Source organism: Pantoea ananatis PA13, assembly GCF_000233595.1.
In the GTDB taxonomy this organism is placed as follows: domain Bacteria; phylum Pseudomonadota; class Gammaproteobacteria; order Enterobacterales; family Enterobacteriaceae; genus Pantoea; species Pantoea ananatis.
This window is the reverse complement of the sequence record NC_017554.1, coordinates 3,209,420-3,227,287: the sequence shown is the minus strand read 5'-3', so window position 1 is coordinate 3,227,287 and position 17,868 is coordinate 3,209,420. Positions and strand designations below refer to the sequence as shown.

Sequence of the window (17,868 nt, the reverse complement as noted above, 5' to 3'; positions counted from 1 at the left end):
CCCGTCAGCATTTTACGCTGAAGCGTGAGTTTACTTCAGCGTCTGGTCAAGAAACCTCCACTAAAGCCTTCCGGTTGTAACCAACTGATAATTATTTTCTCCTGGCCCTGGCAGCCCATTCCCAACCCCAATTGTCTTGCGTATAGTAGCAACGTTTAAAACGAGGCCGGGATGTAGAGTGAGTACAACGCTGTTTCGCTGGCCGGTTCGGGTCTACTATGAAGATACCGATGCCGGTGGTGTGGTTTATCACGCCAGCTATATCGCTTTTTATGAACGAGCACGTACCGAAATGTTGCGTCAGCATCATTTCAATCAGCAGACGCTGTTAGAACAGCAGATTGCTTTTGTGGTGCGGCGCATGACGGTGGACTATCTTTCGGCGGCGCGTCTTGACGATCTTCTGGAAATTCAGAGTGAAGTGACATCAATGACCCGGGCGACGATGACATTTACCCAGCGTATCGTGAATGCAGAAGGCAAAGTGCTCAATGAGGCAGAAGTCTTGATTGCCTGCATCAACCCACACCTAATGAAGCCGATTGCGCTTCCCAAGTCTATTGTCGCGGAGTTCAAGCAGTGACTGACATGAACGTTCTTGATTTGTTCCTGAAGGCGAGCCTTCTGGTCAAACTTATCATGTTGATTTTGATCGGCTTTTCGATTGCTTCATGGGCAATCATTATCCAGCGCACGCGTATTCTGAATGCGGCGGGAAGGGAAGCTGATGCCTTTGAAGACAAATTCTGGTCCGGCGTTGAGCTTTCTCGCCTGTATCAGGAAAGTCAGGCGCGTCGCGAAGAGCTGGCAGGCTCGGAGCAAATCTTTTACGCCGGCTTCAAAGAGTTCGCACGTCTGCATCGGGTCAACAACCATGCGCCTGAGGCGGCAGTGGAAGGGGCGAGCAGGGCGATGCGCATTTCCATGAATCGTGAGCTGGAAGCGTTGGAAAATCACATTCCCTTCCTTGGCACCGTAGGGTCCATCAGCCCGTATATTGGTCTGTTTGGTACGGTGTGGGGGATTATGCATGCCTTTATTGCCCTGGGCGCCGTAAAGCAGGCCACGCTACAGATGGTTGCGCCGGGTATCGCAGAAGCGTTGATCGCGACCGCTATCGGTTTATTCGCGGCAATTCCTGCGGTAATGGCTTATAACCGACTGAACCAGCGCGTCAATAAACTGGAACAGGGCTATGACAACTTCATGGAAGAGTTCACGGCTATCCTGCATCGTCAGGCTTTTTCCAGCGACAGCGCTAAGTAAACAGAGGTAAATGATGGCCCGAGTGCGTGGTCGCGGTCGCCGCGAGCTAAAGTCGGAAATCAACATTGTTCCACTGCTGGACGTCTTGCTGGTGCTGTTGCTGATTTTTATGGCGACGGCCCCGATCATTACCCAAAGCGTGGAAGTGGATTTGCCGGATGCGACGGATTCGAAGACGGTTTCCAGTGATGATAATCCGCCAGTAATTGTAGAAGTGTCCGGTGTGGGCCAATACAGCATGGTGGTGGATCACGATCGTTTATCGCAGCTACCCCCTGAACAGGTGATTAGCGAAGCGCAACGTCGTCTGGAAGCCAATCCGAAAACTGTCTTTCTGATCGGCGGTGCCAAAGAGGTCCCTTATGATGAAATCATTAAGGCGCTGAACCTGCTGCATCAGGCTGGAGTTAAATCTGTCGGTTTGATGACGCAGCCGATTTAAAGTCGAACCGTTTTTGGGAACCGAGTGTGTCGAAGGCAACCGAGCAAAACGAAAAATTAAAGCGCGCGATAATCATTTCGGTGATTCTGCATATCGTGCTGATTGCGCTGCTGATATGGAGCTCATTTAATGAGCACATTGAAGCCAGCGGCGGCGGCGGCGGGAGCGATATCGAGGCAGTTATGGTCGATCCCGGTGCGGTGGTTGAGCAATATAATCGTCAGCAGAATCAGCAAAGCGACAGTCAGCGTGCCGAGCAGCAGCGCCAGAAACAGTCACAACAGCAGGCCGAAGAGCTCCAGCAGAAGCAGGCGGCTGAACAACAGCGGCTGAAAGAGCTGGAAAAAGAACGCCTGCAGGCCCAGGAAGACGCGAAGCAGCAGGCGAAAGCCCAGGCTGAACAGCAGAAAGCAGCCGAAGCGGCGGCGAAACAGGCTGAATCTCAGCAGAAAGCGGCCGAGGCGGCTGCCGCGAAAGCCAAAGCGGATGCTAAAGCGGAAGCCGATGCCCAGGCCAAAGCCGCCGCTGACGCGAAAATAAAGGCTCAGGAAGACGCTAAGCAGGCTGCGGCCGAGGCGAAGAAGCAGGCTGAGCAACAGGCGAAAGCCGCCGCGGCCGAAGCAAAGAAACAGGCTGAACAACAGGCGAAAGCCGAGGCTGCCGAGGCTGCGAAACAGGCCAAGGCTGAAGCCGCGAAGCAGGCTAAAGCGGAAGCCGCTAAAGAAGCCAAAGCGGCAGAAGCGAAAGCCGCCGCCGAAGCTAAAGCCGCGGCCGCGCAGGAAGCTAAAGAGAAAGCGGCGGCTGAAGCCAAAGAGAAAGCCGCGAAAGAAAAAGCCGAAGCCGCAGCAAAAGCCAAGGCCGATGCTGCCGCAAAAGCCAAAGCAGACGCGAAGGCAAAAGCGGAAGCAAAAGCGAAAGCGGCGGCTGAGGCAGCGAACGACAGCGACGTCGACGATCTGCTGGGCGGCTTAGCGTCCGGTAAGAATGCACCGAAAAGCGGCGCCTCTGGCGGTGCTGCAGGGCAGGGCAACCAGAAGAAAGCGGGTGCCTCTGGCGCAGATGTGAACGCGTACCTTGGCCAGATTACCAGTGCTATCCAGAGCCGTTTTTACGATGCGGACCTGTATAGCGGCAAAAGCTGTGACTTACGTATTAAACTTGCTCCTGACGGTATGCTGATTGATGTGAAATCAGAAGGGGGCGATCCGGCGCTCTGTCAGGCTGCCATCGCGGCAGCGAAGCAGGCACGTATTCCGAAACCGCCTTCACAAGCGGTGTACGAAGTGTTTAAAAACGCGCCGATGCGTTTCAGACCGCAATAATGCAGTAACCGGCGGCAGGTTGATCTATGGTTAGCTTGCCGTACTCTAGTTGTACTCGTGGTTTTCAGGAACAGTGCCAATTATCGCGGACTCAGGTTCAGATAAGGGAGATAAAATGAAGCAAGCTCTTCGCGTAACGTTAGGCTTTTTTATCCTGTTGTGGGCAGCAGTGCTGCACGCAGAGGTTCGCATTGAAATCACCCAGGGCGTCAACAGCGCGCGTCCCATTGGTGTGGTTCCGTTCAAGTGGGCAGGCCCTGGCGCGGCACCGGAAGATATCGGTGGCATCGTCGCGGCAGACCTGCGTAACAGCGGTAAGTTTAATCCGCTCGATCGTTCTCGCCTGCCACAGCAGCCGACCAGCGCGCAGGAAGTCCAGCCTGCTGCATGGAGCGCACTGGGCATTGATGCTGTCGTCGTAGGACAGATTCAGCCTAACGCCGACGGCAGCTATCAGGTATCTTACCAGCTGGTCGATACGGCAGGTGCTCCGGGTACCGTGCTGGCGCAGAACTCTTACAAAATCACGAAACAGTGGCTGCGTTACGCGGCGCATACCGTGAGTGATGAAGCGTTCCAGAAACTGACGGGCATCAAAGGGGCATTCCGTACTCGTATCGCCTATGTGGTGCAGACCAACGGCGGTCAGTTCCCTTACGAACTGCGCGTGGCGGACTACGACGGCTATAACCAGTTCGTCGTGCATCGTTCACCACAGCCACTGATGTCGCCGGCCTGGTCGCCAGACGGCAGCAAAGTGGCCTACGTGACCTTTGAAAGCGGCAAGTCGGCGCTGGTTATTCAGACGCTCTCGAACGGCGCGGTGCGTCAGGTGGCTTCATTCCCACGTCATAACGGTGCTCCGGCGTTCTCGCCTGACGGCACCAAACTGGCGTTCGCCTTATCGAAAACCGGCAGCCTGAATCTGTACGTAATGGACCTGGCTTCTGGTCAGATTCGTCAGATCACCGACGGCCGTTATAACAGTACTGAACCGACCTGGTTCCCGGACAGCCAGACGCTGGCTTACACCTCTGACCAGGCTGGCGCACCACAAATTTATAAGATTGGTATCAATGGTGGTTCACCACAGCGTATTACCTGGGAAGGGGCTCAGAACCAGGATGCTGATGTGGCCAGCGATGGTAAATCAATGGTGATGATTAGCACCAGTGGCGGTGCTCAACACGTCGCCAAACAGGATCTGGTAACGGGAGCCGTTCAAACGTTAACGGACACGTTCCTGGATGAAACGCCGAGCCTGGCACCAAACGGCACTATGGTGATCTACAGCTCTACTCAGGGCATGGGTTCCGTGTTGCAGTTGGTCTCGACTGACGGTCGTTTCAAAGCGCGTCTTCCGGCAACTGATGGACAGGTCAAATTTCCTGCCTGGTCGCCGTACCTGTAATGTTTGAGCTTTCTGACATTACAAAAAAATAAACAATAATGGGAATTTTCAAATGCAACTGAACAAAGTACTGAAGGGTTTAATGCTGGCTCTGCCAATCATGGCAGTTGCGGCGTGTAGCTCACACAAAAATAACAACAATGACCAGTCTGGCGCAGGTGCTGATGGCGCTTACGGTGCTAACTCTGGCATGAACGGCAACGGTAACATGTCTTCTGATGAGCAGGCGCGTCTGCAGATGCAGCAGCTGCAACAGAACAACATCGTTTACTTCGGTCTGGACAAATATGACGTTCAGTCTGACTACGCTCAGATGCTGGATCAGCACGCTAACTTCCTGCGTAGCAATCCATCATACAAAGTGACCATCGAAGGTCATGCGGATGAGCGCGGTACGCCAGAATACAACATCGCGCTGGGCGAGCGTCGTGCTAACGCCGTTAAGATGTATCTGCAAGGTAAAGGCGTGTCAGCCGATCAGATGTCTATCGTTTCTTACGGTAAAGAGAAGCCGGCCGTTCTGGGCCACGACGAAGCGGCTTACGCTAAAAACCGTCGTGCCGTACTGGTATACTAAGAGAATCATATGGTTAGTAACTTCAGACATCACCTGTTGAGTCTGTCGTTACTGATTGGCGTAGCGGCCCCCTGGGCCGCTAATGCCCAAGCGTCAATCAGTAGCGTTGGCTCCGGCTCGGTCGAAGACCGCGTCACCAGTCTAGAAAGAATCTCAAACGCCCAGGCACAGCTGATGCAGCAACTGCAGCAGCAGATGAGTGATAACCAGCGGGATATCGACTCGTTGCGTGGGGAAATCCAGCAAAATACCTATCAGCTGAACCAGGTTGTTGAGCGCCAGAAGCAGATCTATCAGCAGATCGACAGTCTGAGCAGCAATAACAGCAACGCCAGCCAGCCAGCCGCAGGTGCCGGTGATAACGCCGGTGCTGCGGGCGCGGCAGCAGCCTCTGGCACGGATTCCGGTGCCGCTGCAGCCGGCGGCAATGCGCCGGTACAGAGTGGCGATGCCAACAGCGATTACAATGCTGCTGTCGCGCTCATTCTGGAGAAAAAACAGTATGACCAGGCGATCGCTGCGCTACAGGCGTGGGTGAAACGCTATCCGGATTCGACGTATCAGCCGAATGCCAATTACTGGCTGGGGCAGCTGTTTTATAACAAAGGCAAGAAAGACGACGCCGCGTATTATTACGCCACGGTGGTGAAGCAGTATCCAAAATCCCCCAAGGCTGCTGAAGCTTTGTTAAAGGTTGGCGTGATCATGCAGGAGAAAAACGACACGGCGAAAGCCAAAGCCGTTTATCAACAGGTGATCAAACTTTATCCTGATACCGAATCTGCTAAGCAGGCGCAAAAACGGTTGTCTGGTATGTAATTTGTGCAGGTTTGACCGGATATCGAGTGATTTCTGGTCTTGCCGCATGAAAGGTAGGCAATTGAACCCTTTAACAGAAAATAAGGGTTGCGCTACCTCGGTAAATCAGTAATATATGCCGCCGTTGCCGGGACACATTGCAGATGTGTCTGGCAAGCCTGAAGATGGGTCGTTAGCTCAGTTGGTAGAGCAGTTGACTTTTAATCAATTGGTCGCAGGTTCGAATCCTGCACGACCCACCATCTCCCGCAGGACGTTGTTCCCCAAGAGAACCTTCAGTATTGCTTCACAACCTTAAGATGGGTCGTTAGCTCAGTTGGTAGAGCAGTTGACTTTTAATCAATTGGTCGCAGGTTCGAATCCTGCACGACCCACCATCTTAACCTCAGGCATTATTGGTGAATGTGTTTGAGCGGTTGTCAGCTCCGAGCGGGTCGTTAGCTCAGTTGGTAGAGCAGTTGACTTTTAATCAATTGGTCGCAGGTTCGAATCCTGCACGACCCACCAATTCAGAAAAGAGCGCCCTCCGGGCGCTCTTTTCGTTTGTCGCGCCGCATAGTTAAACGTGCGGGATGAGAACCTGCAGCAGGTTCGACTGAATCGCGGAGCGATTCAGGCTGATGCGTCAGCATTACCCGGAGGGCGAGGCCCGCCCGCTGAGGCAATCCTGCACGACCCACCCATTCAGAAAAGCACGCCCACCGGGCATTTCGTCAGGCGTGCAGTGCGGTTAAACGTGCGATAAGCGCCCGCCACAGGCCGACTGAATCATCCGCCTCCTTGCTAGCCATCTGCCATAAAAAAAGCGCCCTGTGGGCGCTTGTGTGGCGTGAGGCATCAGCAGGATTAGCGTGCGGCGGTCTGGCCCGGTTCGAGATTGAACTGTTTCAGCAGCGTTTCGAGCCGCAGCGCCTGATCTTCCAGGGCATTGGCGGACAGGGCAGAGGCGGAGACCAGCGAGGCGTTTTGCTGCGTGGTGCTGTCCAGCTCCGATACCGCCCGGGCGATCTGCTCAATACCGCGGCTTTGCTCGTCAGAAGCCGAAGAGATCTCACCCACAATATGATTGACGCGGGAAATGGCATTCACCACCTGTCCCATTCTCTCGCCCGCACGCGCAACGCGGTTATTGCCTTCGGCAATCTGACCAACGGACGCACTGATGAGCTGCTCAATGTCTTTCGCCGCCTGAGCGCTGCGCTGAGACAGATTACGCACTTCGCTGGCGACCACCGCAAATCCGCGCCCCTGTTCGCCCGCCCGCGCCGCTTCAACCGCCGCATTCAGTGCCAGGATATTGGTCTGAAACGCGATGCTGTTAATGACGGCAGTGATCTCGGCAATTTTTTTGGAACTGGCAGAGATGTCCCCCATGGTTTGCACCACTTCACTCACCGCAGCACCGCCTTGCTCAGCCTGCAAAGAGGCTTCCGCCGCTATCTGGCTGGCATGGCGAGCGTTATCCGCGTTGTGCTTCACCGTCACGGTGAGCTGCTCCATGCTGGCAGCAGTCTGCACGACAGCCGCTGCCTGTTGCTCAGTCCGTGAGGAAAGGTTGTGGTTGTCGCTGTTAATACTGCTCGCCGCCTGGGAGACGGTGAAGACGCTGTCGCGGACTTCCTGAATCATCGTCCGCAGGCGGTGATTCATTGCGCCCATTGCACCGGCCAGCTTGCTAAGCTCATCACGGCCGCCCGGTTTGATATCGGCACTTAAATCCCCGCTGGCGATGCGCTCGGCCAGCAGCAGGTTGTTTCGGACAGGGGCGGTGATCTGACGGCTGATCAGCCAGGCGATGAGAATACCCAGCAGAACCGCAATGCTGACCGTCAGCAGCGTCAGATTAATTGAACCGTGGGTCAGGTTGCTGTTTTCCGCTTTCATCTGCTGCAGAAGCATTTTAATGATGGCACTGCTTTTATCACCGTCCGTTTTAACGGCGCTTTCCGCAACGCTGAGTTCGCGAAAGCCTGCCGCGTAACGCTCACTGAGTTGTTTCACGTCAAGCGTTGCGCTCCACAGTGCGTTCAACTGCGTCTGTGCCTCCGGGGGCAACTGCGGTAATAAGGCGGAGAGGCTGGACTGAATCGTCCTGGCTTGTTGTTCAAGCTGCACCTGAAGCGTAGCGGCATTAACCGGGTCGTAGCGCAGTAACTGAAGCTGATCGCGTAGCTGGCTGATGGCGAGAAGCTGCTGGAACAGTACGCTGGCATCGGTCATCTGCGTTTTAATTAACGCTTCGTACAGGGTTGACTGGCTTTGCATGTTGCGCTGATCGAGCTGTTTACCCGTGGCGGCCAACGTCTGGACTGCCTGGGTCATGGTGGTGATGCTGCTTTGAAAGTGACTGAGTTGACTGGCGATAGCTTGAAGTTCAGCCTGCTGTTCAGGCTGCCATGTGAACTGCTGAGCATCCTGAGTGAGCTGAGAGGCGTGGGCAATGTAATCTGCCATCACTTTGCCGGCTTTTTCATCCCCATACAGCAGTTTGAGCCGGTTGACTTTGGCCTGAAAGACATCAATGTTGATATCGTAAATCAGGGTGCTTTGTTCATAAACATCACGAATATTTTTAAAGCGTAATACGCTGATACTGCCCGAGCCCACCACTAACAATAAAACGAGTCCAAATCCTAAACTGAGTTTGTGCGCAATTTTTGTATTTTCTAACCGCAACCCCATGACTTCTGCCTCCTGCCCATGTCAACGATGTTAAGCCAAATTGGTTATCGGTTGCACAGGGCAGGAGTTTAGTAAGAACGCGGTTATTTTTTTGATAATGCAGAAATTATGAGCGCGCCGCGTAAGGCTTACAGGCTTTTCCAGATATGCATCACGGCATAGCTGCGCCACGGGCGCCACTGCTGCGAACGAACTTCTGCGGCCTTAGGTGTCAGGCCTCCCAGCTTATTGCGTATGGCAATATCCTCTTTGGGAAAAGCATCAGGCCAGCGCAGTGCGCGCATGGCGATGTAATGCGCGGTCCAGGGGCCAATGCCCGGCAGCGCGACCAGCCGCGTCATGATCTCATCAGGCGTGAGCGTAGCGTTAAAACGCAGGCTGCCCTCAACACAGGCACCTGCAAACGCCAGAATCGCTCTGGCTCGCGCGCTGACAATCCCAAGGCTGGCAATCTCATCGACCGTCGCCTGTGCGATGCGCTGTGGCTGGACAGTATAGCGGGAAAGGTCCGGGAATGGCGTCGAGCAGGGCTCACCAAACGCCTGGGCAAAACGGCTGCTGAGGGTGGTCGCTGCTTTCACGGTGACCTGCTGACCCAGAATGGCACGGACGCCCATTTCAACGCTGTCAAACGCGCCAGGCACGCGCAGGCCGGGAGCGTCATGAAGGCTTTGTGCCAGCAGAGGATCCTGCTGCAGGTGAGCCGCAATTCGCTGCGGCTGCGCGTTCAGGTCGAACAGATCGCGCAGGCGGCGCAGGAGTGCAGGTAATACCGGCGTCAGGGACAGCGTGAACTCAACGCGGAGCGCATGCCTGGCCGGGAGCGGTGAAACGCTGACCCAGCCGCGATACTGACCCAGCGCCACGGTTCTGCGGTAGGTTTGGCCCTCAACGGCTTCAATCTCTTTCATCAACCGCAACTGCAGAAAATCCAGCATTGCCTGCCAGTCATAGGGCGGGCGATAGCTGAGCTGCAGTTGCATGGTATCGCCTGGCTGCTGTGTGGGTTGCGGCGCGGTTTTTCGCAAGGCGCCGGGTGTCATGCGATAGCGGGCCTGGAACACGTCATTAAAGCGCCGTAAACTGCCGAAGCCGCTGGCGTAGGCAACATCGGTAACCGGGAGCGTGGTTTCGGTCAGTAGCTGCTTGGCCAGCAACATGCGCCGTGTCTGTTTCAGCTCCAGCGGGGTGACGCCTAACTCCTGCTGCACAATCCGCCGCAGCTGACGGGCACTCATGCCAAACTCGGTGGCGATGTCGTCCAGCCCTGCGTGCTCTTCCAGCAACCCCTCTTCAATGCGCTGCACCAGACGGTCAGCGACTCTGTGGGCATTGTCGACGGGCGCATTACCAGGTGCCAGTTCAGGACGACAGCGCAGGCAGGGGCGAAAACGTGCTTTCTCCGCGGCCTCAGCACTGCTAAAGAACACGCAGTTTTTTTGCATCGGCGGCTTAACCGGACATATCGGACGACAATAAATGCCGGTTGAGGTCACGCCAACAAAAAACACGCCGTCAAAACGCGTATCCCGCGACGTTAACGCCTGGTAAGCCGTATCTGGATCAAACATGGTTGCTCTCCGGCAAATAGCGACAGCGTAGCGCTGGCGGATGAGATTGACTGGCTGTTTTCGGACAGCACATCAGTTTATTGTAATGACCGAAAACAGCCAGTTTGACGCTAAAAAAGTGCGATAATGCCCGACAGAATGATGATGGGAGGAACAGCATGTATTACTGCAAACCTGTGACAACCCCGGTCGGCGAACTCACGCTTATCGCCAGCGATCGCGGTCTGGCGGCCATTTTATGGCAGGACGAAGTGCGCAGACATCCCCGCTTATCGCCGGTAGAACGCGACGATAACCATCCGGTGCTGCGCGAAACCGAAACCCAGCTGGGCGAGTATTTCGCGGGGACGCGCCAGCGTTTTACCTTACCGCTGGATTTCGCCGGAACCGACTTTCAGATAAAAGTGTGGCAGGCACTGCTCACCATTCCCTTTGGCGAAACGCGCAGTTATCGACAAATTGCCGAGGCGATTGGTCATCCTGCTGCGGTGCGCGCGGTGGGCGCGGCGAATGGCCGAAACCCGCTGTCGATTGTGGCGCCCTGTCATCGAGTGATTGGGACGAATGGCAAACTGACCGGCTTTGCGGGCGGGCTGGCGGTCAAAGCCTTCTTACTCCAGCTGGAAGCGCCCCAGCAGGGGCTTGTCGGCCTCTCTTCATCGTAGCGAACAAATAAAACACGACACTCTGCCGCTTTTCCGCTATCGTGTTTAGCATATAAAACACGATGGCAATATTTACGTCCTGTTAAGCCATAACTGGCGATTTTCGTTAATTTTACAGAACGAGAGCGGTGTCATGAGCGCAATCTTTGATCCAGAAAATGCTGTTTATCCTTTTCCGCCGAAGCCTGCCCGGCTGAACGACGAGCAAAAAACCTTTTATCGGGAAAAAATTAAAGCGCTGCTTAAGGCTCGCAATGCCGTGATGGTGGCGCATTACTACACCGATCCTGAGATTCAGGCCCTGGCAGAAGAAACCGGTGGCTGCGTCTCTGACTCGCTCGAAATGGCGCGCTTCGGCAGCCAGCATGCGGCCGGTACGCTGCTGGTGGCCGGCGTCCGGTTTATGGGGGAAACGGCCAAAATCCTCAGCCCGGAAAAAACCGTCCTGATGCCCACGCTTGAAGCCGAATGCTCGCTGGATCTGGGCTGTCCGATTGAGGAATTTAACGCCTTTTGCGATGCCCATCCCGATCGTACAGTCGTGGTTTACGCGAATACCTCGGCGGCGGTGAAAGCGCGCGCCGACTGGGTGGTCACCTCCAGTATCGCGGTGGAATTAATCGAGCATCTGGATAGCCTGGGTGAGAAGATTATCTGGGCACCCGATCGGCATCTGGGGCGCTACGTCAGTCAAAAAAGCGGGGCCGATGTGTTGTGCTGGCAGGGCGCCTGCATCGTCCATGATGAGTTCAAAACCCAGGCACTGCAGCGGATGAAGGCGCTTTATCCGGATGCGGCGGTGCTGGTTCATCCCGAATCGCCCCAGGCGATTGTGGATCTGGCCGATGCGGTAGGCTCGACCAGCCAGCTGATTCAGGCTGCCACAAGCCTGCCGCATCCGCAGATGATTGTGGCGACCGATCGCGGCATCTTTTACAAGATGCAGCAGGCGGTGCCCGACAAAATATTGCTGGAAGCGCCGACGGCAGGCGAAGGTGCGACCTGCCGAAGCTGTGCGCACTGCCCCTGGATGGCCATGAACGGACTGCAAGCCATTGCCGAGGCGCTGGAGTCAGGTGGGCAGGCACATGAAATTCACGTGGACGCGGCGCTGCGTGAAGCCGCACTGGTGCCGCTGAACCGTATGCTATCCTTTGCTGCAAATCTCAAACATAACGTGAAAGGAAACGCGTAACGCGCGTTTTTGACAGGTGGCTGATATGGATTTTTTTAGCACACAAAATATTTTAGTGCACATCCCCCTGGGGGCCACGGGCTACGATCTGTCATGGATTGAAGCCATTGGGACACTGGCGGGCCTGCTGTGTATCTGGCTCGCCAGTCTGGAAAAGATCGTCAACTATGCGTTTGGTCTGCTAAACGTCACGTTGTTTGCGGTGATCTTTTTTCAAATTCAGCTTTATGCCAGCCTGCTGTTACAGCTGTTCTTTTTTGCGGCTAACGTTTATGGCTGGTACGCCTGGAGTCGGCAAACGTCTGATCATCAGGCCGAGTTAACCATACGCTGGTTACCGCGCGCAAAAGCCATTGGCTGGGCGGTTGGCTGCGTGATCGCGATTGCGTTTATGACGGTGTATATCGATCCGGTCTTTGCCTTTCTCACTCAAATGGCGGTGAGCCTCATGAATGCGGCGGGCTTTGCCGTGGCGATGCCGACGCTGCAGCCGGATGCGTTTCCCTTCTGGGACGCCTGCCTGATGGTGCTGTCGATTGTGGCCATGGTGCTGATGACGCGTAAGTACGTTGAGAACTGGCTGCTTTGGGTGATTATCAACGTCATCAGCGTGATGATATTTGCCCGTCAGGGGGTTTATGCGATGGCGCTGGAGTACGCTATTTTGACGTTGATTGCGCTCAATGGCTCAAGGATGTGGATAATCAGCGCACGAAAACAGGGTTCTCGTGCGCTGTCTGCTCAGTGATGATGTGCGTGCTCACCGTGCTCGTGATGGTGGTGAGCACCCTCAATCACCGGCGTGTTAAGCGCGCAGTCCGGTCCCACACAGGGCTGAAACTCCATCTGCACCGTCGCGTGTTCAATTTGATAATGGTCGTGCAGATAGGTGTGAATGCGGCGCAGTAAACCATCGTGATCGCGTGGCGGGATCACCTGAACGTGCAGCGTTAAAATCGGCTTCTCGCCCACCTGCCAGACATGCACATGATGAACATCGCGCACCTCTGCAATATTACGCTTCAGATCGCGTCTGAGCTTAGTCACATCCAGCGAATCAGGCGCGCCTTCCAGTAGCTCATGAAAACTCTCCCGCAGCAGCGCCCAGGCGTTACGCAGTATCAGCAGTGACACCAGAATCGACAAAATAGGGTCAGCAGGCGTCCAGTTCGTCAACAGAATGATGACCGCCGCGACGATGGCACCTACAGAACCCAGCAGGTCGCCCATCACATGCAAGGCGGCCGCCCGCACGTTGAGGTTCTTCTCTTCACTGCCGTGGTGCAGCAGCCAGAATGAGAGAATATTCGCCAGCAGCCCGCCAATAGCAATGCCCAGCATCAGGCCGCCGGTGATGGGCTGCGGATGGGAGAAGCGTTCAATGGCTTCCCAGACAATCAGGAAGGTAATCAGGATCAGGGCAATAGCGTTAACGAAGGCGGCCAGCGTGGTAAGCCGCAGCAAACCAAAGGTATGACGATCGTTGGGTTTACGTTTGGCAAACTGTACGGCCAGTAATGCCATCAGCAGCGCGGCGGCGTCGGTCAGCATATGACCTGCATCCGCCAGCAGGGCCAGTGAGCCTGAAATCCAGCCGCCAATCACTTCCGCGACCATAAAGAGCGCCGTCACGGCAAAGGCCGCCATCAGGCGCTTACGGTTGGTGTCCTGACCGCTATGAGAGTGGGTGTGTGCCATAAGTATCCAGTTTGAGTAATAACCTGTCGGTCAATGATATCAGCAATTGCCATTCTGCTGAGCTGTCCTGCTGGTGCTTCGCCTTGTCAGACAGCTGCTGACAGAGCCTTGCCCCTTCTTCAATGCCAATCAACAGCCAGCTTCCTTTCATACGGTGTGCCGACTCGGCCAGCTGCGTCGCGTCACCGGCCTGGTGCGCGGCATACAGCTGTGCCCGATCTTTCTCCAGGGTATCACGTAATGTTTTACCCAGTCGGTTAAGAAATTTCTCGTTTTGCTGTGCCAGCTGCCACAGATTGTCCTCCACTGACGCCAGCGGATCGTCGCGGAAGTCTGCCAGTATCTCGCCGATATCCTGTAGCTGAACCGGTTTAATCAGCACGCGCTCGTTCGCAGCCAGCTGCACGTTAAGTAACTGCGCGTCGGCGGAACACAGCACCCGTCGCTGCCTGCCGCCACGCTGTCGTTGCCGACGGCGTAACAGGCGCAGCAGCAGCGTGCCATCAGGACGCGGCATCATCTGATCGATAAACAGCAGGTCGTAAGGGCAGCGCGCATCGGCCAGCAGCATATCGCGGCCATGCTCAAAACAGTCAGCCTGAACAGCAAAGCGGGCAAGCTGCTGCTCCATGACGATCAGGTTGGTGGGATGATCGTCAACCACCGCCACGCGCAGCCCCGGAAAGCCCGGCAGGGCCGTCGGGTCGCTGTCAGGAACGGGATCACAGGGGATCAGTGGCAGCACGATCGTGACATCCGTGCCTTTGCCGGGTACGGAATGGAGTGCAATATCGCCGCCCATCCGCTGCACCATCTCCCGACAGATAAACAACCCCAGTCCGCTGCCCTGGACCGATACGGCTTTTCCCGACGGTGCCTGGTACCAGGGATCGAACAGTTTACGCTGCTCCTCTGCCGGGATGCCGCTGCCGTTGTCGCTCACGGTTAACTGCAACCTGTCCGTGGCCGACAGCGTCAGGCGAATCAGGCCCTGCCGGGTAAATTTAAACGCGTTGGTGATGAGATTATTCACGACCTGCTGCAGGCGATCGGCATCCATCATAATCGCGTCAGGCAGCGGGGTCAGGGCTTCAACCTGCAGCCGCGGCCCCTCCGGGCGCATCAACGGGTGGTAGAAATGGCGCTGCTGCGCCAGCCAGGGGGCTAGCGCCAGCGGACGGGGCGACAGGGCAAAACTGTTATTTTCAATACGCGCATGATCCTGCAGATCGTTAAGCAGCGTCATCAGTGACTGCGCGCTGCGGTGCAGCAGTTGCAGGTTGTCACTGGAACGCTGCTGTTTTTCCAGCTCCAGCAAGCCCAGTATCGCCTGCATGGGCGTGCGCAGTTCGTGACTGACCGTCGCTAAAAACTGGCTTTTCATCGCGTTGGCGCGTTCGGCCTGCTCACGCTGTTGACGGTCACGTCGCTGTTGCCAGTAACGCCGGGCAAGCAGCACCAGCAAAATCACGATGGCGACGCCGCCCGTCAACAATACGGCCACCGGCAGAACACGCATCGCCGCAACGCTGCCAGGTTGCGGTGGCATCGACCAGCGATCGCGCATCTGGTTTTGCGTATCGGCGGGGATCTGCTGCAATGCGCGATCCAGAAGGGAACGCAGCTCGGGCCGATCGGGCGCGATGCCCACCGCGATGGGCCACGCAATATCGCTGGCGGCAAAAGCCAGATGAATCTGCGGATCGTTACGGCTGGCAATCCGCCAGCGCGCGGACAACACGTTATCCACTAAGGCGTCAATCTGCCCGGTTGCCAGCGCATCGTACAGGCTGTTTCGGTCGCTGTAGCGTTGAACCTGCGCGTTCTCAGGAATAAGGCGTTGCGCCAGGTCATTCTGCAGAATTCCGATGCGCTTGCCTGCCAGATCGCTCCAGTGCGACCAGTTAGCTGGCTGGCGGATATAAATGCCCCACAGCGCGCGCCAGACCGGCAGGCTGGTACTTTGCGTTTCGCCGTTAAGCGGCTGCATCAGCTGTAACATCACCTGGTGCTGAGCGATCAGACTGGCGGCCTCCTGAGGGTTACTAACCCAGTGCGGGGTAAAACGTAATCCTGTGCTTTGCGCCACCGCGTTGAGCAGATCAATACCGTAGCCTCGCGCGGTGCCGTTGCTGTCACGGTAACTCCAGGGATAGTTATCCGCTTCAGCGGCGTAGGCCACAACCGGGTGGGCCGTTATCCACTCGCGCTCGCTGGCGCTAAGCATCAGCGTCTGCGTGTCCTGATAGCGGGGAAGACTGCTGCTCCAGCGCGCCTGCAGGGTACTCATCAGCTCGGCGGGAAGCTGGCGCAGACTCTCGTTCAGCCACGCGATAAGCGCCGGATCGCGTGCCACGGCGCGCAGGTTGAGCTGACCGGCATCGATGCCGGAAGCGATTTGGTAGATTTGTCCCTGTTGCAACTGACTCAACAGAAAACCCGCGCTGGTTTCATCCGCCACAACGTAATCGTTCTGCTGATTCAACAACGTATAGAGCGCCTGAAGATCGCTGCCGTAGGTTCGCCACTGATGACGGGCCGCCAGGGCCGGGGGCAGCTGGGCCAGCGTGAGATGACTGATAGCCAACTGAGCATTATGACTATTGAACATCACGGCACGCTGGTTCTGCTGATTGCGATAAATACGCAACGGACTGCTAAACCAGCTGTCGCTGGCGACCGTATTGGCTGGCAGGGGCGGGGCAATCATTCCCAAAGCAAAATCTATCCGGCCGTCCGTTAGTGCGCCTAATAAGTCAGCCTGAGTGGCATACAGACTGAGCGTGAACTGCGCCCCGGTTAACTGGTGCAGCGCGGCCAGGTAATCGGCATCGATGCCGTAGAGATCGTTACCCACCCGCATTGTCCAGGGCGCATTATTCTCCTCCAGCAGGCCGACCCGCAAGACTTTGCCCTGCATCAGCTCGGCGCCTTTGACCGGCATCATCATGGGCAGACTGATGCTGCTGACCGGGCGCACATCGGCCTGCGCTAGCGTGGTAAACACCAGCAAGAACAGGAGCAGCCAGCGTCTCACTGCTGTGATTTCCATAAATCAGCCAGCTCAACGACGGAGCGGGTGCCGGTTTTTTCCAGAATATTCTTTTTGTGGGTGCTGACGGTTTTGTTACTGATATGCAGCCGCTCGGCAATTTGCAGGTTGGATAAGCCACTGGCCAGCAAAGCCAGTATCTGGCGCTCTTTACTGGTCAACGGCAGTTCCGGCTCGTCAGGACAGTCGGGGAAGGCGGCGTGCCCACCGAGTACCGCCAGAATCGCACTGAGTAACTGCTCCATGCGTTGGCTCTTCACCACATAGCCCGCCGCGCCCAGGGCCTGAGCGCGCCTGACGTAGTGGCTAGTTTGCTGGGCAGAATAAATCAGCACCGGGCAGTTGGGTAAATGGATTTTCAGGCGACGCAGGATCTCCAGCCCATCACCATCGGGCAAGCCGATGTCCAGCACGACGATATCGGGCGGAAGCGAGAGAAAAGCGCGTGCGGACTGTTCGCTGCAGGCGGAATAAAGTTGAAGAGGAATGGGGGATTTAGCTAACGCAGCTTCGAGTGCTACTTCAACCAGTGGATGATCGTCTATCAGAAGCAGTGAGGCCATGAACATTTCCCTGTCAAGTTAACAGGCTCAGCATAGCGGAAGTTGCGGCGGGATAAAATAAAGGAGAGCCAGGCTCTCCTTATCAGCTCAACAGTCAGTGATTACTGCGTGGTGCCGTCAGTTTTGGTATTGACGTGACCGCCACCTTTTTTGGTGTGCACTTTTTTATTCATGTCAGGGCATTTGCCATCTTTACACTGCGTGTTCTTGTCAATTTCATCGGCAGTCATGTGTTTGCTGCTGGAGGTGCTGTCTCGGGTTGGAGAAGACATCTCAGTGCCGGTGTTATTAATTTTGCTGTTATCCACTTTGTTCGGTGGCAGATTCTCATTCGCGCCGCCGGCGACTGCGCCTGCTGCTGCGGCCTGGTTAGAGTTTCCGTTGGCAGCCATTGCTGCGCCACTGCCCAGAGTCATTGCTGCCGTCAGAAAAATTATTGCAAACTTATTCATCATTATGCTCCCGTTAATAAATGATATTTGCTGTCTCTAACCGCTGCCAGATAAGGTTCAGAGAAAAAGCGCCCTGAGCGAAATAAAATTTCGCTGGTTAGCTTAAAGACAGGTGTTAATAAAAGTAAGCCACCGTTCCTCAGTGATTACCTT

General features: G+C 55.8%; 16 protein-coding genes, 3 tRNA genes and 1 other RNA gene. 14 read left to right on the top strand and 6 right to left on the bottom strand.

Annotation, left to right across the window (positions count from 1 at the left end):
• The first annotated feature begins 178 nt into the window (after nt 1-178).
• From ybgC to PAGR_RS23245, 11 genes are all read left to right on the top strand, one after another.
• Nucleotides 179-583: a tol-pal system-associated acyl-CoA thioesterase gene (ybgC, locus tag PAGR_RS15190; RefSeq protein ID WP_013025071.1), complete on the top strand. Its 405-nt coding sequence runs from the start codon at nt 179-181 to the stop codon at nt 581-583.
• Nucleotides 580-1,266: a Tol-Pal system protein TolQ gene (gene tolQ / locus PAGR_RS15185; RefSeq protein ID WP_013025072.1), complete on the top strand. Its 687-nt coding sequence runs from the start codon at nt 580-582 to the stop codon at nt 1,264-1,266. Before ybgC ends, tolQ begins: the two co-directional genes overlap by 4 nt.
• Before the next feature lie 13 nt (nt 1,267-1,279).
• Nucleotides 1,280-1,708: a colicin uptake protein TolR gene (tolR, locus tag PAGR_RS15180; RefSeq protein WP_014606291.1), complete on the top strand. Its 429-nt coding sequence runs from the start codon at nt 1,280-1,282 to the stop codon at nt 1,706-1,708.
• A gap of 26 nt (nt 1,709-1,734) precedes the next feature.
• Entirely contained in the window at nt 1,735-3,030 is a 1,296-nt protein-coding gene (gene tolA / locus PAGR_RS15175; RefSeq protein WP_013025074.1) for a cell envelope integrity protein TolA, read from the top strand.
• 115 nt (nt 3,031-3,145) lie between these two features.
• Complete coding sequence (tolB, locus tag PAGR_RS15170) at nt 3,146-4,441, top strand: Tol-Pal system beta propeller repeat protein TolB (RefSeq protein ID WP_014593198.1); 1,296 nt, start codon at nt 3,146-3,148, stop codon at nt 4,439-4,441.
• A 52-nt stretch (nt 4,442-4,493) separates the two neighbouring features.
• Nucleotides 4,494-5,018: a peptidoglycan-associated lipoprotein Pal gene (gene pal, locus PAGR_RS15165; protein ID WP_014593199.1), complete on the top strand. Its 525-nt coding sequence runs from the start codon at nt 4,494-4,496 to the stop codon at nt 5,016-5,018.
• Between the two features lie 9 nt (nt 5,019-5,027).
• Nucleotides 5,028-5,837 (top strand): cell division protein CpoB, encoded by an 810-nt coding sequence (gene cpoB, locus PAGR_RS15160; protein ID WP_014606290.1) that lies wholly within the window; start codon nt 5,028-5,030, stop codon nt 5,835-5,837.
• Nucleotides 5,838-6,003: 166 nt separating this feature from the next.
• A tRNA-Lys gene (locus PAGR_RS15155) sits at nt 6,004-6,079 on the top strand.
• Between the two features lie 59 nt (nt 6,080-6,138).
• Nucleotides 6,139-6,214 (top strand) — tRNA-Lys (locus PAGR_RS15150).
• Nucleotides 6,215-6,268: 54 nt separating this feature from the next.
• Nucleotides 6,269-6,344 (top strand) — tRNA-Lys (locus tag PAGR_RS15145).
• Nucleotides 6,345-6,388: 44 nt separating this feature from the next.
• Nucleotides 6,389-6,519: non-coding RNA, RtT sRNA (locus PAGR_RS23245), on the top strand.
• A gap of 164 nt (nt 6,520-6,683) precedes the next feature.
• Here the strand turns inward: PAGR_RS23245 and PAGR_RS15140 are convergent.
• A complete protein-coding gene (locus tag PAGR_RS15140; protein ID WP_013025078.1) occupies nt 6,684-8,519 on the bottom strand; it encodes a methyl-accepting chemotaxis protein in 1,836 nt (611 codons plus the stop codon).
• A 128-nt stretch (nt 8,520-8,647) separates the two neighbouring features.
• Entirely contained in the window at nt 8,648-10,090 is a 1,443-nt protein-coding gene (locus PAGR_RS15135) for an AlkA N-terminal domain-containing protein (protein WP_014593202.1), read from the bottom strand.
• A 158-nt stretch (nt 10,091-10,248) separates the two neighbouring features.
• Here PAGR_RS15135 and PAGR_RS15130 point away from each other — a divergent pair, with 158 nt between their 5' ends.
• The 3 genes from PAGR_RS15130 to pnuC all read left to right on the top strand — a co-directional run bounded on the left by PAGR_RS15130 (nt 10,249) and on the right by pnuC (nt 12,698).
• Nucleotides 10,249-10,755 carry a methylated-DNA--[protein]-cysteine S-methyltransferase gene (locus tag PAGR_RS15130; protein ID WP_014606289.1) on the top strand — a complete coding sequence of 169 codons (507 nt, stop codon included), beginning with the start codon at nt 10,249-10,251 and terminating at the stop codon, nt 10,753-10,755.
• Between the two features lie 133 nt (nt 10,756-10,888).
• On the top strand, nt 10,889-11,950 hold the full coding sequence (gene nadA, locus PAGR_RS15125) for a quinolinate synthase NadA (protein WP_014606288.1): 1,062 nt from the start codon (nt 10,889-10,891) through the stop codon (nt 11,948-11,950).
• 25 nt (nt 11,951-11,975) lie between these two features.
• The gene (pnuC, locus tag PAGR_RS15120; RefSeq protein ID WP_014593205.1) at nt 11,976-12,698 is read left to right on the top strand and encodes a nicotinamide riboside transporter PnuC; all 723 of its coding nucleotides are present in this window, start codon (nt 11,976-11,978) and stop codon (nt 12,696-12,698) included.
• Here pnuC and zitB read toward each other — a convergent pair.
• From zitB to PAGR_RS15100, 4 genes are all read right to left on the bottom strand, one after another.
• Complete coding sequence (gene zitB, locus PAGR_RS15115; RefSeq protein ID WP_013025083.1) at nt 12,692-13,648, bottom strand: CDF family zinc transporter ZitB; 957 nt, start codon at nt 13,646-13,648, stop codon at nt 12,692-12,694. The genes pnuC and zitB overlap by 7 nt on opposite strands.
• The gene (locus PAGR_RS15110) at nt 13,626-16,700 is read right to left on the bottom strand and encodes a hybrid sensor histidine kinase/response regulator (protein ID WP_014606287.1); all 3,075 of its coding nucleotides are present in this window, start codon (nt 16,698-16,700) and stop codon (nt 13,626-13,628) included. The genes zitB and PAGR_RS15110 overlap by 23 nt, the downstream gene beginning before the upstream one ends.
• Entirely contained in the window at nt 16,682-17,263 is a 582-nt protein-coding gene (locus PAGR_RS15105) for a LuxR C-terminal-related transcriptional regulator (RefSeq protein ID WP_014606286.1), read from the bottom strand. The genes PAGR_RS15110 and PAGR_RS15105 overlap by 19 nt, the downstream gene beginning before the upstream one ends.
• A gap of 101 nt (nt 17,264-17,364) precedes the next feature.
• Nucleotides 17,365-17,718: a YbgS-like family protein gene (locus tag PAGR_RS15100; protein WP_013025086.1), complete on the bottom strand. Its 354-nt coding sequence runs from the start codon at nt 17,716-17,718 to the stop codon at nt 17,365-17,367.
• Between the last annotated feature and the right edge of the window lie 150 nt (nt 17,719-17,868).